This window comes from uncultured Psychrobacter sp. (assembly GCF_947495825.1).
Lineage (GTDB): Bacteria > Pseudomonadota > Gammaproteobacteria > Pseudomonadales > Moraxellaceae > Psychrobacter.
This window is the reverse complement of record NZ_CANMAH010000001.1, coordinates 407,392-422,188: the sequence shown is the minus strand read 5'-3', so window position 1 is coordinate 422,188 and position 14,797 is coordinate 407,392. Positions and strand designations below refer to the sequence as shown.

Below are 14,797 nucleotides of genomic sequence, written 5' to 3'. Positions count from 1 at the left end.
GTATTAAAATTTGTCTGTTATTAAATATAAGTTAATAGCCAAAATAGATAAGATTTTATTTTTAAGTGCCTGTCTTTAAGGGCGGATTTAAGTCTTGATTCAAAAAATCCATTTATCCCAGTCTCACTTTATCGTTTTTATAGCCAATTGACTATAGAGTTATTTTTTCATCGCTAAATAGTCTATAGCCAGCTGGCTCAGCGCTTTTGTACCTACTTTAAATGATGACTCGTCTACGTAAAAATATGGGGAATGGTTATAGGGGGCTTTAGCAGGGTCTTGGTCTGCTGGTGTCCCACCTAAAAAGAAGAATAAACCAGGTACTTCTTGGGCATAGAATGAGAAATCCTCGGATGCTGTTATTTTAGGTATCTCTAGTACATTGTCTGTACCTGCTACGTTTTTAAGCGTCGGTAACATTTGCGTGGTAAGATCTGGGTTGTTAATCGTGGCCGGATAGCCTTTATTGATTTTGACGTCAGCTTTGGCGCCCGATGCCATGGCTATATGTGTTGCTGTCGTTTCTATATTACTAAAAATCTGCTCGCGATTATCCATGTCAAAGTTACGAATAGTGCCAATCATATTGACATTATCTGGAATAATATTATTGCGTACACCGCCGTCTATTTTGCCAAAGGAGACAATGGCAGGCTCTTTAGTAATATCAATCTGACGACTCACTATATGATTCACTCCGGTTACGATTTGCGCTGCAGTCGCAATCGGATCGACCCCGTTCCAAGGTGCTGAACCATGTGTTTGCTTGCCATTTACTGTTATATCGAAGCTATCAGCACTAGCCATAACAGGGCCACTTCGGTAACCAATTTTTCCACTATTTAAACTCGATGTAATGTGTAACCCAAACGCTACCTCAGGCTTATACTTTTTAAAAATGCCCTCTTTTAACATAAGCTCAGCACCGCCTTCTTCACCTTTAGGGGCACCTTCTTCAGCAGGCTGAAACACAAACATAATATTGCCGTGCAATTCATTTTTAACCGCAGCTAGTACTTCAGCCGTGCCCATTAGCATAGCAACGTGGGTATCGTGACCGCAGGCATGCATGACGCCAACTTCTTCGCCCATATATTTAGTGACAATGGTTGATTTAAATGGTACATCCACCTTTTCGGTGACGGGTAGGGCATCCATATCTGCGCGTAGCATGACTGTAGGGCCAGGTTTTGCACCCTTCAAAAAACCAACGACACCTGTATGTGCGATATCAGTTTCGACCTGCATACCTAGTGATTTTAGATGCTTGGCTACTATTGCGGCAGTACGAGTTTCTCTATTGCCCAGCTCAGGATGCTTGTGAATATCTCGACGCCATTCAATCACTTTGTTTTCAACACTTTTGACTTCTTTATCGATATTGATGTTGGCATGAGCGCTAAAGGTACTACAGGCTACAATACCGACGGCCAATGATAATAATGCTTGTTTCATAGTCTCTTCCTTGATTGGTAATTCCTTGGTGGATGCTTGGTTGATTGATTGATGTGTCTTCCTTGTAATTACTTTTCTATTCTATTCTCACATCTCACGTTTTATAGAGAGTTTTAATGAGCAATAGAGTTACTTATCATACAAATACTGCCTTACTAGCTGATTAAAGGCGTCCGGCTGTTCAATATTAGAGATATGCGAGGCATCGATAGTCGCAAGCGTAGCATTAGGGATATGATCGACCATATATTGACCATCGGCAACCGTCGTCACTGGATCCTCGGTACCTGCCACCACGGTGATAGGCACGCGAATATCTTTTAGTTGCTCGCGAGTGTCAGCAGTAGCCAATGCCTCACAGCAGCTGGCATAACCTTCGCTACTGCCAGCCGCGAGCGCGCTAGACAATGCTGCGACTATATCAGGATAATCATCGATAAAATCCGCTGTGAACCAACGCGGAGCAGCGGTAGCCGCGATAGGGTCTAGACCCTGCTCACGTACCAATTGCGCGCGATCTCTCCATGCCGCCTCATTACCAATCTTTGCTGCGGTATTGCATAGCATTAAGTGATGGAAGCGGTCGGGGTAATTGATAGCTAGCCATTGACCCGTCATACCGCCCATCGATATCCCACAAAAAAACGCTTTATCGATACTTAGATGATCAAGCAGGTCAATGACGTCTTGCCCAAGCTGATCCAAACGATAAGGACTTGTTGGTGCGGAGGATTTACCATGACCACGGGTGTCGTAGCAGATAATAAAGTAATCGGTTTGCAAGACATCGATTTGCGGCTGCCACATATGATAGCTGGTACCCAAAGAGTTGGAGAATAGTAGAGCAGGGTTGCTGCTATCACCAAAGGTTGCGTAGTTTAGCGTTACGTCTTTATTTTCAAATTCAGGCATGATGAACGTCCTTGTTTGTGATTGTCATGTGAGTAAGGTATTGGTTTTTGCCTATCAATGAGTGCATCTATGTTTTGAGCTATCAATCGATTCTCAACATGCTCAACTCTCAACCCGCTCAATAATCATCGCGATACCTTGTCCAACGCCGATACACATTGAGCAGATCGCATAACGCTTATCAGTTTTTTCTAGTTGATTAAGCGCTGTTAAAATTAATCGTGCACCAGAGGCACCGAGTGGATGACCAAGGGCAATCGCACCGCCATTAGGGTTGACGCGCTCGCTATCATCAGCCAATCCTAAGTCACGCGTACAAGCTAGAGCTTGCGCGGCAAAGGCTTCGTTTAATTCAATGACATCCATCTCATCGAGAGACAGTCCGGTTTGCTTCAGCAGTTTTTTTATTGCGGGTGCTGGGGCAAACCCCATAATCCGCGGCTCAACGCCTACCGTAGTTGAGGCTACAATACGCGCACGCGGCTTTAGATTGAACTCTTTCACCGCTTGCTCTGACGCTACTAGGAAGGCTGCTGCACCATCATTGATCCCAGAGGCGTTACCAGCCGTCACCGTACCATCTGCGGTGACGATAGGACGCAGTTTGGTCAACTTCTCAAGCGTGGTATCAGCACGAGGATGCTCATCGGTGTCGACAGTGACAGGCTCGCCTTTACGCTGCGGGATGACGACAGGGGTAATCTCATCTTTAAAAAACCCTGATGCTTGCGCCGCTGCGGTACGTTGTTGGCTACGTAGCGCAAATTCATCTTGATCAGCACGGTTGACATCGAATTGCTCTGCGACATTTTCAGCGGTTTGTGGCATGGTCTCTGTGCCATACAGCTCTTCAAGCTTTGGATTAACAAAGCGCCAGCCCATGGTAGTATCTTCGAGCTTTTGACTACGTCCAAATGTTTGATCTGACTTGCCCATGACAAATGGCGCACGGCTCATGCTCTCAACACCACCTGCGATAATTAAATTGGCTTCACCAGCTTTAATCGCACGCGCCGCTATCGCTAACGCATCCATTGACGAGCCGCACAAGCGGTTAACCGTGGTCGCAGGCACTTGATAAGGTAGGCCGGCTAGCAATGACGACATACGTCCAACGTTGCGATTGTCTTCGCCGCTTTGGTTGGCACAGCCGTAGATGACGTCATCTACTTGTACCCAATCAACGTTGGGATTGCGTTCGATTAGCGCCTTAATAGGGATAGCGCCTAAGTCGTCTGTACGTACTGGTGCGAGACCGCCGCCATAACGCCCAAAAGGGGTGCGAATGGCATCGATAATATAAGCATCATTTGAACGAGTGATTGAATCAGTCATGACGATTGTCCTAATTTTTAATTATTTTAAATTTTAATTACTCTGAGCTTTGATGACCCTAGACTTTAATTAAGAACCGTTTTTATTTAGTGGCGTTGATGAGTGGCGCGCCAGTTAATGCTTGCAAGTCAGTAAAGCTCATGCCATCGACCATTTCAGTGACTGCTAAGCCTTTATCGGTGACATCAATGACACATAAGTCAGTATAGATACGATCAACGCAATTTTTGCCAGTTACAGGGTAGGTAAGCTTGCTGACGATTTTAGGGTCGCCCGTCTTGGTCGTATGATTGGTCATAACAAATACCTTTTTGGCACCGACGGCTAAGTCCATCGCGCCGCCGACAGCAGGTATTGCATCTTCTGCACCAGTACTCCAGTTGGCCAAGTCGCCATTGGCTGCCACCTGAAACGCACCCAAGGCGCAAATGTCGATATGACCACCGCGCATCATGGCAAAAGAGTCGCCATGGTGAAAGAAGCTACCGCCATCGAGCATGGTGACGTACTCTTTGCCAGCATTAATCAGCTCGGGATCCTCTTCGCCTTTAGCCGGTGGCGGTCCAAAAGCGAGCAAGCCGTTTTCTGAATGCAAAAATACTTCTTTATCATCCGGTAAGTATTGGGCGATTTTGGTCGGTAGTCCGATGCCCAGATTGACATAAGCACCATCTGGGATATCTTGTGCGGCGCGCTCGGCGATTTGGTCACGGGTTAAAGCGGTGTAGGAAGTATGGCTCATAATGACGCTCCTTATAATTGGCAATATTAAGCAGTGGCTGCGGTACTGGTAGATTCATCACTAGCAGGTTCAGTACTAGCAGGCTGGATTTGCACCACATGCTGCACAAAGATACCCGGTGTAACGATGTGTTCAGGATCAAGCTCACCAAGATCTACTATCTCAGAAACTTGAGCAATCGTCACATCAGCTGCCATTGCCATAATTGGACCAAAGTTACGTGCAGACTTGCGGTAGACCAAATTGCCCCAGCGATCACCTTTAGATGCTTTGATTAAGGCAAAATCCGCCTTGATCGGATATTCTAAGACATAGTCTTTGCCATCGATATGACGAGTCTCTTTACCTTCAGCAAGCAAAGTGCCAAAGCCCGTGGGCGTATATACTGCACCGAGTCCCATACCCGCAGCTTGAATACGGCAAGCCAAGTTTCCTTGTGGTACTAGCTCCAGTTCAATCTTGCCAGCACGATAAAGCTCATCAAATACCCAAGAGTCTGATTGACGCGGGAAAGAGCAGATGATTTTACGTACAGCGCCTGTTTTTAGGAGCTTGGCTAGGCCATGGTCGCCGTTACCGGCATTATTATTAATGATGACCAAGTCCTTTACGCCCAAATTAATCAGTCCATCGATGAGCTCAGCTGGCTGACCTGCGGTACCAAAACCGCCAATCATGATGGTAGCGCCGTCCTTTATTTGGCTAAGTACGTCAGTGATACTTTTTTCCGCTTTATTAATCATATTCATATCCTATGAAAAGTAATATTAAAGATCGTTTCTGTTGTGATATTTATTAGTGGTTTGACAATTAAAATGCTTTAGAAATCGTAATCGTTCATATTGTTTGTTGGTAACTGCTCTGAACCATAAAGATTTACAATCAGGCTTATTAAGCAAACGATAATAAATGTTTTTTGTTCAAAATATAATGAGCAATCATGCCAATCACAATACCCCAGAATACAGAACTAAGACCTAAAAAGCTCATACCAGATGCCGTCGCCAAAAAAGTAATTAAAGCGGCATCCTTTTGTTCGTCATCTTTCATGGCCATAGTAATGTTGGCAGAGATAGCGCCGATAAGGGCAAGGCCTGCTAAGGCGGCGACCAATTCTTTTGGCAATAAGCTAAACACCATCACAATACTACCAGCAAATAGGCCGCCTAAGAGATAAAAAATACCATTTGCCACGCCTGCGATATAGCGTTTTTCCTTTAGCTCGTGCGCATCTTTACCCGTACATAAGGCAGCGGTGATGGCTGCTAGCACAATAGTGATGCCGCCAACACATGCGACCGCTAATGAGGCGAGGCTTGCGATACTGACAATGGGCTTGGCTGGCGTGTCATAGCCGCTAAGATTTAAGATGGCCATACCGGGCAAAAATTGTCCAGTTAAACTGACAAGGATAAGAGGAATAGCGAGGTTAAAGGTAGCATTCCATGACCATTCAGGCCAAATAAGCGTAGGTATGGTGATGACTAAATTCATATCGACAGGGTTCATTTTGCCGAATATGACGCTCAAAATAACACCGCAAAGCAGTACCCAAATCATGGTGTAGCGCGGTGAAAAGCGCTTGGCAAACAGATAGCAACCGAGCATGCTAAAGACGATAAATGGCATAGTATCGGTAGCGACAAATAACTCTAAGCCAAATTGAAACAAAATGCCAGCCATCATGCCAGCAGCGATGCCATTCGGAATCCATTGTAGAATCTTGTCAAATGAGCCGGTGGCACCAACCAAAAATATCACAATCGCTGAGATAATATAGGCAGATATCGCCTCATTAATACTCATCTCTGGAAACACGGTCACTAGTAGAGCTGTACCAGGGGCTGACCATGCGGTGATGATAGGGGTTTTGTATTTAATAGATAAGAAAATGCCAGATATGGCAGCACCTATAGAGACGCCCCAAATCCAAGAGGCCATCATCGCTTCTGAGACTTGCGCTGCCTGAAAAAAGATAATCAAAGGCCCAGCATAAGAGATAAGGACAGCTAAAAATCCTGCAACGGACGCGGAGAGCGACCAGTCTTCTTTCAAGGTTTGAATTACAGTTGCCATATTGCTTCCTTGCAAATCAGCACTAGTCAGATAACATAGTTTGTTCAAAAAAAGATACGTTTACCGCTGGTATAAATTTTCCTCGCTTGCTGTGCGCTTTGCCAGACAAAGGCTTCGTAAAATTCATCCCAGCAGCCTTGAGCACTGTTTACATTTAATCAACTACAGTAGTTTAAACGCTGTTTAAACGCTGTATTGCCCAACTTAAAAGCTCAATTGATATGGTTAGCCCTCGTCACCGCCGCCCACAGGAATGGTACTCCCAGTGATATAAGATGACTCATCTGAAGCCAAAAATGCGATGGCGTTGACTTGCTCATCTATCGTACCGTAGCGTTTCATAAAGGTGCGGTCAATGGTCTGATCGACGACTGCATCCATCCATGATTTTTCATCATCAGTTAAAGGCTTTGCGTTACGTGGAATCTTTCTAGGCGGCGCTTTTGTGCCACCAGTCGCTACCGCATTAACACGGATACCATCGTTTGCGTACTCAAAAGCGAGTGATGCGGTCATAGCGTTGACGCCGCCTTTTGAGGCAGAGTAGGGGATGCGATTAATACCACGCGTCGCGATAGAAGAGACATTGACGATAGTACCAGACTGCTGCTCAATCATCGTTGGTAATACGGCGCGGCAGCACCACAATGTCGGAAATAATGAGCGACTGATTTCTTTATTAATCTCTTCTTCTGAGAAGTTAATAAATGGCTTCATCCATATCGCACCGCCGACATTATTGACTAGCACATCGATACGTCCATAGGTATCAAGCGCTTTATTGATGGCTTCTTGTGCCCCTTGATAAGTTTCAAGATCAGCTTGAATAGTCGTCGCGTTTCCGCCATTTGCAGTGATTTCTGCCAACACGTCTTCTACCAACGGTGAGAAGTCTGCCATGACTATCTTGCCGCCCTCGCTTGCTAAGCGTAAAGCAACCCCGCGCCCGATACCTTGCGCAGCCCCCGTTACGATACATACTTTATTATCAAAGCGCTTACTCATTGCCATTCCTTAAAAACAAAACTGTATTTTTAGAGCATATCTGTATGTGTTTAATTCAAGATAAATATAATAATTAGCAGATGTTACTGGCAAAAATTTATTGCCAGTAACAGTTTGTAGTTTTCAAACTCATCTGGCAGTAAGATTGATTTTTACTGGCATTGGCTAGGGTTTGACCTTAATAATCTACTACTGCTCACTAGGGGTGAATTTTTCATAATAAAAATTGCTAGGCTTTAAGCTGCTCGTATCCAACCAGTTACTGACAGCATCGACCATCGCTAAAGGACCACACAGATAAACATCCACATCGCCATCATTTAACCAATCAGCTTCGACATGGCTTGTCACATAACCTTTACGCTCATGGTTGCTGTCTTCGGTTGCCACGCACGTACGATAATCAAACCAAGCATGATTGCTTTTGACTTCTTCTAACTTCTCAATCTCTATCAAATCAGCGTCATTGGTAACGCCATAAACCATCTTGACAGGGTGATGAGCGCCCGATACTTCTAAGCTCTTTAGCATCGATAAGAAAGGGGCGATACCGGTACCACCCGCCAAAAATAGAGTAGGACGTACAAGAGGGCGTAGATAAAAGCTACCAAACGGCCCCTCAAAATCAATATCTTGACCTATCTGCGCGATATCGGATAAAAAGGTGCTCATCTTCCCATTAGGAATATTGCGGACGACGAATTCGGCCTGCTTAGCGCTAGGGACAGAGCTAAATGAGTAAGAGCGCGTCTCATCAGAATCCGGAATACGAATATTGACATATTGACCCGGAAGAAATACCAAAGCGTCTGGATTTTCAATATCAACGCCAAAATGAATGGTAGACTCGGACAGTACGTTTAGCTGTTGTAGCTTACCTTTGAACACTGACTTGCCAACTTTGCAGGCTTCAGAAGAGCTTGGCACTTTAATCACGCAGTCGCTCTCAGGAATCATCTGACAGGTCAAAACATAGCCTTCCTCGGCCTCAGCTTCAGTTAGCGCCTCTTCGATATACATATCAGGGTGCATATCGTAGCTGCCCGACTCACAATGGCAGCGGCACGTGCCACAAGCACCATCGAGACAGTCAACAGGGATGTTATATTTTTGGCGGTAGGCCGCTTCGGCGACGGTTTCATCATCTTCGCATTTGATGAATCCTGTGACACCGTCTTCAAACTGTAGAGCAATATTATATTCCATGAGAAATATCCCTTTTCAACATACGGTTACTAACTAATCTAACTGTCTTTTTAATCGGCTCATTGATAACGGCTAATTCATAAAGCTGGTTGATAACAGCTGGGCTATCAATGAGTCCGTTGTAGAAATCTAACTGTGCATATTGGCTGGTAAACATAACCAAGAGTGTGAGGCGTCTAGACGTGATATACATCCATAATTTGATGCACATAATCATCTTTTAAGACGACATATTTATCCAAAATCTTTGGGCTCTCTTGAGTCATGTCTATCTTGTATTTAGAGAATCCCCAATAAGTGTTGGTCTCGTGATAACGGTAGGATTTATTAATCCAGTTAAAACGGACGCTAACGATGCCATCGTTATCCTCCAGCAATTCAATATTGGAGAGATTGTGTGTGGTGCGAGTATCTGGGATAGTTGCAGAAGAGCGTTCAGTCTCGACACGGAAGATGCGGTCTTCAAGGCCACGGCGATCAGGATAATAAATAAGTGATATCTCTCGCAGTGGGTCGCTTATCAGCTCGCCATCATCATCCCAGCTTGGCATCCAAAACGGGCAGTCTTCGTCATAACAAGCGAGCCACTCGTCCCAGTTTTTCTCATCGAGTAAGCGCGCTTCACGGTACAAAAACTGACGCACATCTTCGATGCTAACCGTTGCGTTTTTCATTGTCGTAATCCTTTTATATTGGTGAGTCCTGACATATTGCAGCAAATGACTGGCAACATATTTGGCTTGAATACCTGCCTTCTGTTGCTTTAGATAAGTGTCTTATACATAGCGCTCATATTATCCTGCGCCGTGCAACTGCTGCTCATGCTCTAGGGCTTTTTTCATCTCTTCATGCCAGTAGCGATGCTGTACGGTATATAAGCCTTCGTCTTCGGTCTTGGCCCCGCTCAATAAAGGTTTAAGATCAATGGCTTTTGCGCCTTCGTCAGCGCCTTCTATCCAATGCTCAGAGCCTCGGCACATATCATTCCATTCAAGTTTGATACCGTTGTAGCCTTCTTGGCATGAGCGAAATTCTTCTAAGTCATCTGGTGTTGCCATGCCAGTCACGTTAAAGAAATCTTCATACTGACGAATGCGGCGAGTACGTGCTTCATCGCTCTCACCTTTTGGCGCGATACACCAAATGGTGACTTCAGTCTTATCAACGGCTAATGGGCGTAGCATACGTATCTGTGAGCTGAACTGATCCATGATATAGACATTTGGATATAGGCATAAGTTGCGCGAGCGTCCAATCATCCAATCAGCCATTGCTTCACCATAATTGGCGATATAATCTTCACGATAAGCGTAGTTTGGACGATCTTGTGGGTTTTCCCATGTCGTCCAAAGCAGTAAATGCCCATTTTCAAAAGAATAAAATCCGCCGCCTTGACGACCCCATTTACCAGCGTTCATGGCTTTGATGTTATCTTCTTTGGCCGCTTCTTGCTCTTTGCGGCGAGCCGTTGTAGCCGCATAATTCCAATGCACCGCCGACACATGATAGCCATCAGCGCCATTTTCAGCTTGTAGCTTCCAGTTACCATCAAAGGTATAGGTTGAGGTGCCGCGTAATACTTCTAGACCCTCTGGTGATTGATTGACAATCATATCGAGGATTTTGGTTGAGCCGCCCAGCCAGTCTTCAATTGGTTCGACATCATCGTTAAGGCTGGCAAATAAGAAGCCTTTGTAATTGGCAAGTTTGACTTGCTTTAAGTCATGCGAGCCATCTTTATTAAAGCCTTCAGGATAACCAGCACCGCGCGGGTCTTTCACTTTTAACAGCTTGCCTGAGTTATTAAAAGTCCAACCATGGAACGGGCAGGTATAAGTGCTTTTGTTGCCTTTTTTGTGACGGCACAGCTGAGCGCCGCGATGTGAGCAGGCATTAATCATACAGTGCAGCTCACCTTCTTTATTACGGGCAACGATGACCGGTTGACGCCCAATATATGAGGTGTAGTAGTCGTTGTTATCAGGGATTTGCGTCTCATGAGCCAGATAAACCCAATTGCTCTCAAAGATATGTTTCATCTCAAGCTCAAATAGCTCTTCGTTGGTAAAGGCGCTGCGATGCAGGCGATAAATCCCTTGTTCTTTATCTTCTTCTAAAAATTCATCGATAGCGATATCTGATCCTTCAGGTACAAGATTAATTCGATCGCTCATGGCTGTCTTCCTTGTAAATAACGGTGTTAGACGATGTTAGGGTGCGGCGCTTGATACGACAACTGTGTGCCTATCAAGCAAAAATCTAAAAAATTTAGGAGCTAATGGGGTTCAATAGCTGGTATTCAATAACAACTAAGCTTGCGCGCGGCGGCGTTCAACTTCACTGCCTTGTACTGGCTCATCAATGTCTTTGACCAGATGAAAGTCAAAGTCGATACTGGCATAGGGTGCATCCAGTCCTTTTTCTTGTAGCTTGTCCGCGTCTTCAACCATCGTCACTTCTGGTACCAAACCTTCACGGCTAGCAAAGGCAAAGTCATCCCATAAATACTCATCGCCATCGATGTTAATCTGCGTGGTTACTTTACGATGATCATCAGCACTTACAAAGAAGTGAATATGAGCTGGGCGATGACCATGACGTCCAAGCGCGCTCAATACTTTTTGGGTCATCCCTTCTGGTGGCACTGAGTACCCTAATGGGACAATGCTACGAAAAGCATAATGGCCGTTTTCATCGGTGATAATGCTACGACGTAAGTTAAAGTGCGACTGCGACTCATCAAAGAATGAATAGTTGCCTAAGCTATTGGCGTGCCATACTTCAACTTTGGCGTTGGGTAGTGGCTGTCCATCTTCGCCATAGACGTATCCTTGCATAAACAGCACCGTACCATTATCAAGATCAGTGCCATCATCTAAACGCGCAAAGCCTTTTTCTTCTGGCGCCCCAGCGACATAAAGTGGACCTTCGATGGTACGAACAGTGCCACCGTCAAGACCGGCGGCCTTTAAGTCTTCTTCAATCATCAAGTCCATAAAGTGATCAAAACCAAGCCCCGGTGAGAGTAGACCGGCTTCTTTGCCTAGATCTCCGATATATTCGACCCCCGCCCAATATTCATCGGCGGTGATGTTGAGATCGTTAATGGTTTGCATGAGGTCGGTTACGATGCGTAGGACGATTTCTTGTACGCGTGGATTGACCTGATCTGGAAAGTCAATCTTGCCTTTGATGAACTGGTTGGCCAATGCTTCAATTTGAGTACGTTCCATGTCTCTCTCCTAGTGAGGAATTAATTAAACAAACGTGTAGATAATTAAGATGGTATCGAGCAGACTTGCTCGATATCTTGGTACATCTAAAAAATAGTTTTATAGGCTTAGCTGTCATGTTTTTTTTAACTATTATTACTTTTTAACTGTCATCACTACGTATAGAAGAGGGATGACGTAGTAATGGCGTGACCTCGACTTTCATATACGGATAAAGGGGTAGCGACATCATAATGTCGTGTAGCTCTTCGTTGCTATCGACATCAAAGATGCTAAAGTTAGAATACTCGCCCGCCACACGCCAAATATGACGCCATTTGCCTTGTTCTTGTAGCTTTTGCGAGAGTGCCTTTTCGGTGGCTTTTAGTTCGTTAACCTTATCAGCATCCATATCTGTGGGTAGCAAAACATCCATTCTCACGTGATATAACATTGCTATTTCCTTATTAGTTGTTAGTAAATAAACTTAACTGCATTAAGTGTCAGCGGTATATTTGTTTTTCTCCGAAAGCTTGGGCAAGACGCCGCTGCCCTGTTCGGCATAGTGATAAACCTTGTCTCTATCGACTTCTATACCAAGCCCAGCGCCTGTGGGCACGGTCAAGCCAAAGTTTTGATAGTCAAGTGGCTGCGCTAGCACATCATCTGTCAATAACAGAGGGCCAAAAAGCTCAGTATCAAAGGCTAGGCTAGGATAAGTTGAGAACACATGCGCCGATGCGGCAGTGCCAATCGGGCCTTCTAGCATTGTGCCGCCATACAGCTCAATACCAGCCAGATGTGCCATTTGACCGATCAGACAAGCTGCTTTGAGTCCGCCTGCTTGATTGATCTTGACGGCAAAGACATCAGCACAGTGATTGGCGGCTAATTGAAAAGCGTTCTGTGGATCATGGACAATTTCATCTGCCATGATGGCCACATCAAAGCGCTCTTTTAAACGTTTTAGACCCGCTTGATTGCGCATAGAGATAGGTTGCTCTATTAAGTCAACGCCGCCCGCTTGCAGTAGGCTGATACCTTGCGTGGCATCAAGCTCCGTCCATGCTTGATTGACATCCACGCTAATACGGCAATCAGGCAGGGCTTTTTTAATTGCCAATACATGCGCAACATCATCAAGGATAGGGTTGCTACCGATTTTTAATTTAAAGATGCGGTGTTTTTTTTGCTCGACCATTTGTTTGGCTTCGCTGATATCGGTTGCGGTATTGCCACTGGCCAAGGTCCACGCCACTTCAATGCGATCCCGTACGCGTCCACCGATGAGCTCGCTAACGGGTAGGTTTAGGCGTTTGCCTTCAATGTCGAGTAGGGCGGTTTCGATGGCGCATTTGGCAAAGCGGTTACCATTGATATGCAGACTGAGCAGCTGCATGGCTTTTGCCGTGCTCGCTGGCTGCTCTTTCAATAGCAGGGGGGTAAAGTAGGTATCGATATTAGTCTTGATACTGTGAGGGCTTTCTTCAGCATAGCTTAGACCACCGATAGTGGTCGCTTCGCCCCAGCCTTCATAGCCATCTTCTGTTTGAATATGTACTAAGACTAATACTTGCTCTTTCATGACCGTACAAGCGAGCTTGTGCTCTCGAATCGTCGGTATCGGTACTAGCAAGGTGTTAATTGAGCGAATCATAGTTGTCCTTAACATAAGCGTTATCTTTAATTTATCTGCCGTACATCCTTATGCTTAATAAGAACTATAGATGTTAAATAAAGCCATGTCTAAGACCTATTTAGTTCATTTTTAATACCTTTTAGGTATTTTGTGGTTTAACCTTTATCATGTTATGTTCCCATAGGTATAAAGCTTAGGGATAAGGTTCGTCCTTGTTGTTGGCTTCTGATATACCTATTTGAAACACATTTATAGCCAAGTCAAGGAAGATGAAAATGGAGCTTAGGCATTTACGCTACTTTGTGGCAGTAGCAGAAGAAAAGAGTTTCAATAAAGCGGCCGAGCGCTTATTTATCTCTCAGCCTCCGCTTAGTCGGCAGATAAAACAATTAGAAGAAGAGATAGGGGTGACGCTCATTGATAGAGAAAATCGCCCTTTAAGACTTACTGAAGCGGGTGAGTTTTTTTATGATCATGCCATTCAGATATTGACAAAATCAGACAATCTGCGGGCCATGACGATGCGTAAGGGCAACTTCGACAGCTCGTTATCTATTGGCTTTGTATCATCAATACTATATGGCATATTGCCAAGAGTGATTGCACGCTTTCGTGAGATTTATCCCAATATAAATATTAAGTTATATGAGCTGAACTCTTGGCAGCAAACACAAGCGCTAACAGATGGCAAAATAGATGTGGGTTTTGGCAGGCTTTTATTTGAAGATGCTTCTATTAGGCGGTTGTTATTAAGAGAAGAGAGTTTGGTCGTTGCGGCTCCTTCAGGACATCGTTTGGCACAAGAACAACAAGCTGGCGTGCGCCTGATGGATCTGACAAATGAGAATTTATTGCTCTATCCGACAGCGCCGCGTCCCAGTTTTATTGATTATGTATTGGAGTTATTTGAGGCGCGTAACTTAAAAGCGAATTATTTTACCGAAGTCCGTGAGTTACATATTGCGTTGGGCCTAGTAGCAGCAGGGGAAGGGCTGACGATCGTGCCAAAGACGCTTGAGCATATGCGAAGTCAAGAGGTGGCTTATATTCCGTTTGAAGATGGACTCTTAACCTCGCCTATTGTCATGAGTGTAAGGCATTTTGATAAGTCAGAGCTATTAAAAACCTTATTAACCGTCACTTACCAAATATACGACGAAGAAGGCTTTAATTATAAACGTGAAGAGATATAAGCAAGCATTAACCATTATAAAT

At 44.8% G+C, this 14,797-nt stretch carries 14 protein-coding genes; 1 reads left to right on the top strand and 13 read right to left on the bottom strand.

Features of this window, described 5'->3' with window-relative positions; translation table 11 throughout:
- Positions 1–159: 159 nt before the first annotated feature.
- The 13 genes from Q0895_RS01730 to Q0895_RS01670 all read right to left on the bottom strand — a co-directional run bounded on the left by Q0895_RS01730 (position 160) and on the right by Q0895_RS01670 (position 13,600).
- Positions 160–1,455: a M20 family metallopeptidase gene (locus Q0895_RS01730; protein WP_299185042.1), complete on the bottom strand. Its 1,296-nt coding sequence runs from the start codon at positions 1,453–1,455 to the stop codon at positions 160–162.
- A 129-nt stretch (positions 1,456–1,584) separates the two neighbouring features.
- Positions 1,585–2,367, bottom strand: a complete 783-nt coding sequence (gene pcaD / locus Q0895_RS01725; RefSeq protein ID WP_299185041.1) for a 3-oxoadipate enol-lactonase — start codon at positions 2,365–2,367, stop codon at positions 1,585–1,587.
- 102 nt (positions 2,368–2,469) lie between these two features.
- Positions 2,470–3,702: a 3-oxoadipyl-CoA thiolase gene (pcaF, locus tag Q0895_RS01720; protein ID WP_299185039.1), complete on the bottom strand. Its 1,233-nt coding sequence runs from the start codon at positions 3,700–3,702 to the stop codon at positions 2,470–2,472.
- A gap of 82 nt (positions 3,703–3,784) precedes the next feature.
- The gene (locus Q0895_RS01715) at positions 3,785–4,444 is read right to left on the bottom strand and encodes a 3-oxoacid CoA-transferase subunit B (RefSeq protein WP_299185038.1); all 660 of its coding nucleotides are present in this window, start codon (positions 4,442–4,444) and stop codon (positions 3,785–3,787) included.
- A gap of 26 nt (positions 4,445–4,470) precedes the next feature.
- On the bottom strand, positions 4,471–5,187 hold the full coding sequence (locus Q0895_RS01710; RefSeq protein WP_299185036.1) for a 3-oxoacid CoA-transferase subunit A: 717 nt from the start codon (positions 5,185–5,187) through the stop codon (positions 4,471–4,473).
- A gap of 148 nt (positions 5,188–5,335) precedes the next feature.
- The gene (gene benE / locus Q0895_RS01705; RefSeq protein WP_299185035.1) at positions 5,336–6,520 is read right to left on the bottom strand and encodes a benzoate/H(+) symporter BenE; all 1,185 of its coding nucleotides are present in this window, start codon (positions 6,518–6,520) and stop codon (positions 5,336–5,338) included.
- Positions 6,521–6,745: 225 nt separating this feature from the next.
- Positions 6,746–7,531: a 1,6-dihydroxycyclohexa-2,4-diene-1-carboxylate dehydrogenase gene (locus Q0895_RS01700; protein WP_299185034.1), complete on the bottom strand. Its 786-nt coding sequence runs from the start codon at positions 7,529–7,531 to the stop codon at positions 6,746–6,748.
- A gap of 183 nt (positions 7,532–7,714) precedes the next feature.
- On the bottom strand, positions 7,715–8,731 hold the full coding sequence (gene benC, locus Q0895_RS01695; RefSeq protein ID WP_299185033.1) for a benzoate 1,2-dioxygenase electron transfer component BenC: 1,017 nt from the start codon (positions 8,729–8,731) through the stop codon (positions 7,715–7,717).
- Positions 8,732–8,907: 176 nt separating this feature from the next.
- Positions 8,908–9,405, bottom strand: a complete 498-nt coding sequence (gene benB, locus Q0895_RS01690) for a benzoate 1,2-dioxygenase small subunit (RefSeq protein ID WP_299185032.1) — start codon at positions 9,403–9,405, stop codon at positions 8,908–8,910.
- Positions 9,406–9,525: 120 nt separating this feature from the next.
- Positions 9,526–10,905, bottom strand: a complete 1,380-nt coding sequence (gene benA, locus Q0895_RS01685) for a benzoate 1,2-dioxygenase large subunit (RefSeq protein ID WP_299185031.1) — start codon at positions 10,903–10,905, stop codon at positions 9,526–9,528.
- A 135-nt stretch (positions 10,906–11,040) separates the two neighbouring features.
- Positions 11,041–11,964 (bottom strand): catechol 1,2-dioxygenase, encoded by a 924-nt coding sequence (gene catA, locus Q0895_RS01680; RefSeq protein WP_299185030.1) that lies wholly within the window; start codon positions 11,962–11,964, stop codon positions 11,041–11,043.
- 142 nt (positions 11,965–12,106) lie between these two features.
- Positions 12,107–12,397 (bottom strand): muconolactone Delta-isomerase, encoded by a 291-nt coding sequence (gene catC / locus Q0895_RS01675; protein ID WP_299185028.1) that lies wholly within the window; start codon positions 12,395–12,397, stop codon positions 12,107–12,109.
- Positions 12,398–12,439: 42 nt separating this feature from the next.
- On the bottom strand, positions 12,440–13,600 hold the full coding sequence (locus Q0895_RS01670; protein ID WP_299185027.1) for a muconate/chloromuconate family cycloisomerase: 1,161 nt from the start codon (positions 13,598–13,600) through the stop codon (positions 12,440–12,442).
- Between the two features lie 257 nt (positions 13,601–13,857).
- On the opposite strand from Q0895_RS01670, the gene Q0895_RS01665 reads away from it, so the two are divergent.
- Entirely contained in the window at positions 13,858–14,775 is a 918-nt protein-coding gene (locus Q0895_RS01665) for a LysR family transcriptional regulator (RefSeq protein WP_299185026.1), read from the top strand.
- Positions 14,776–14,797: the final 22 nt, after the last annotated feature.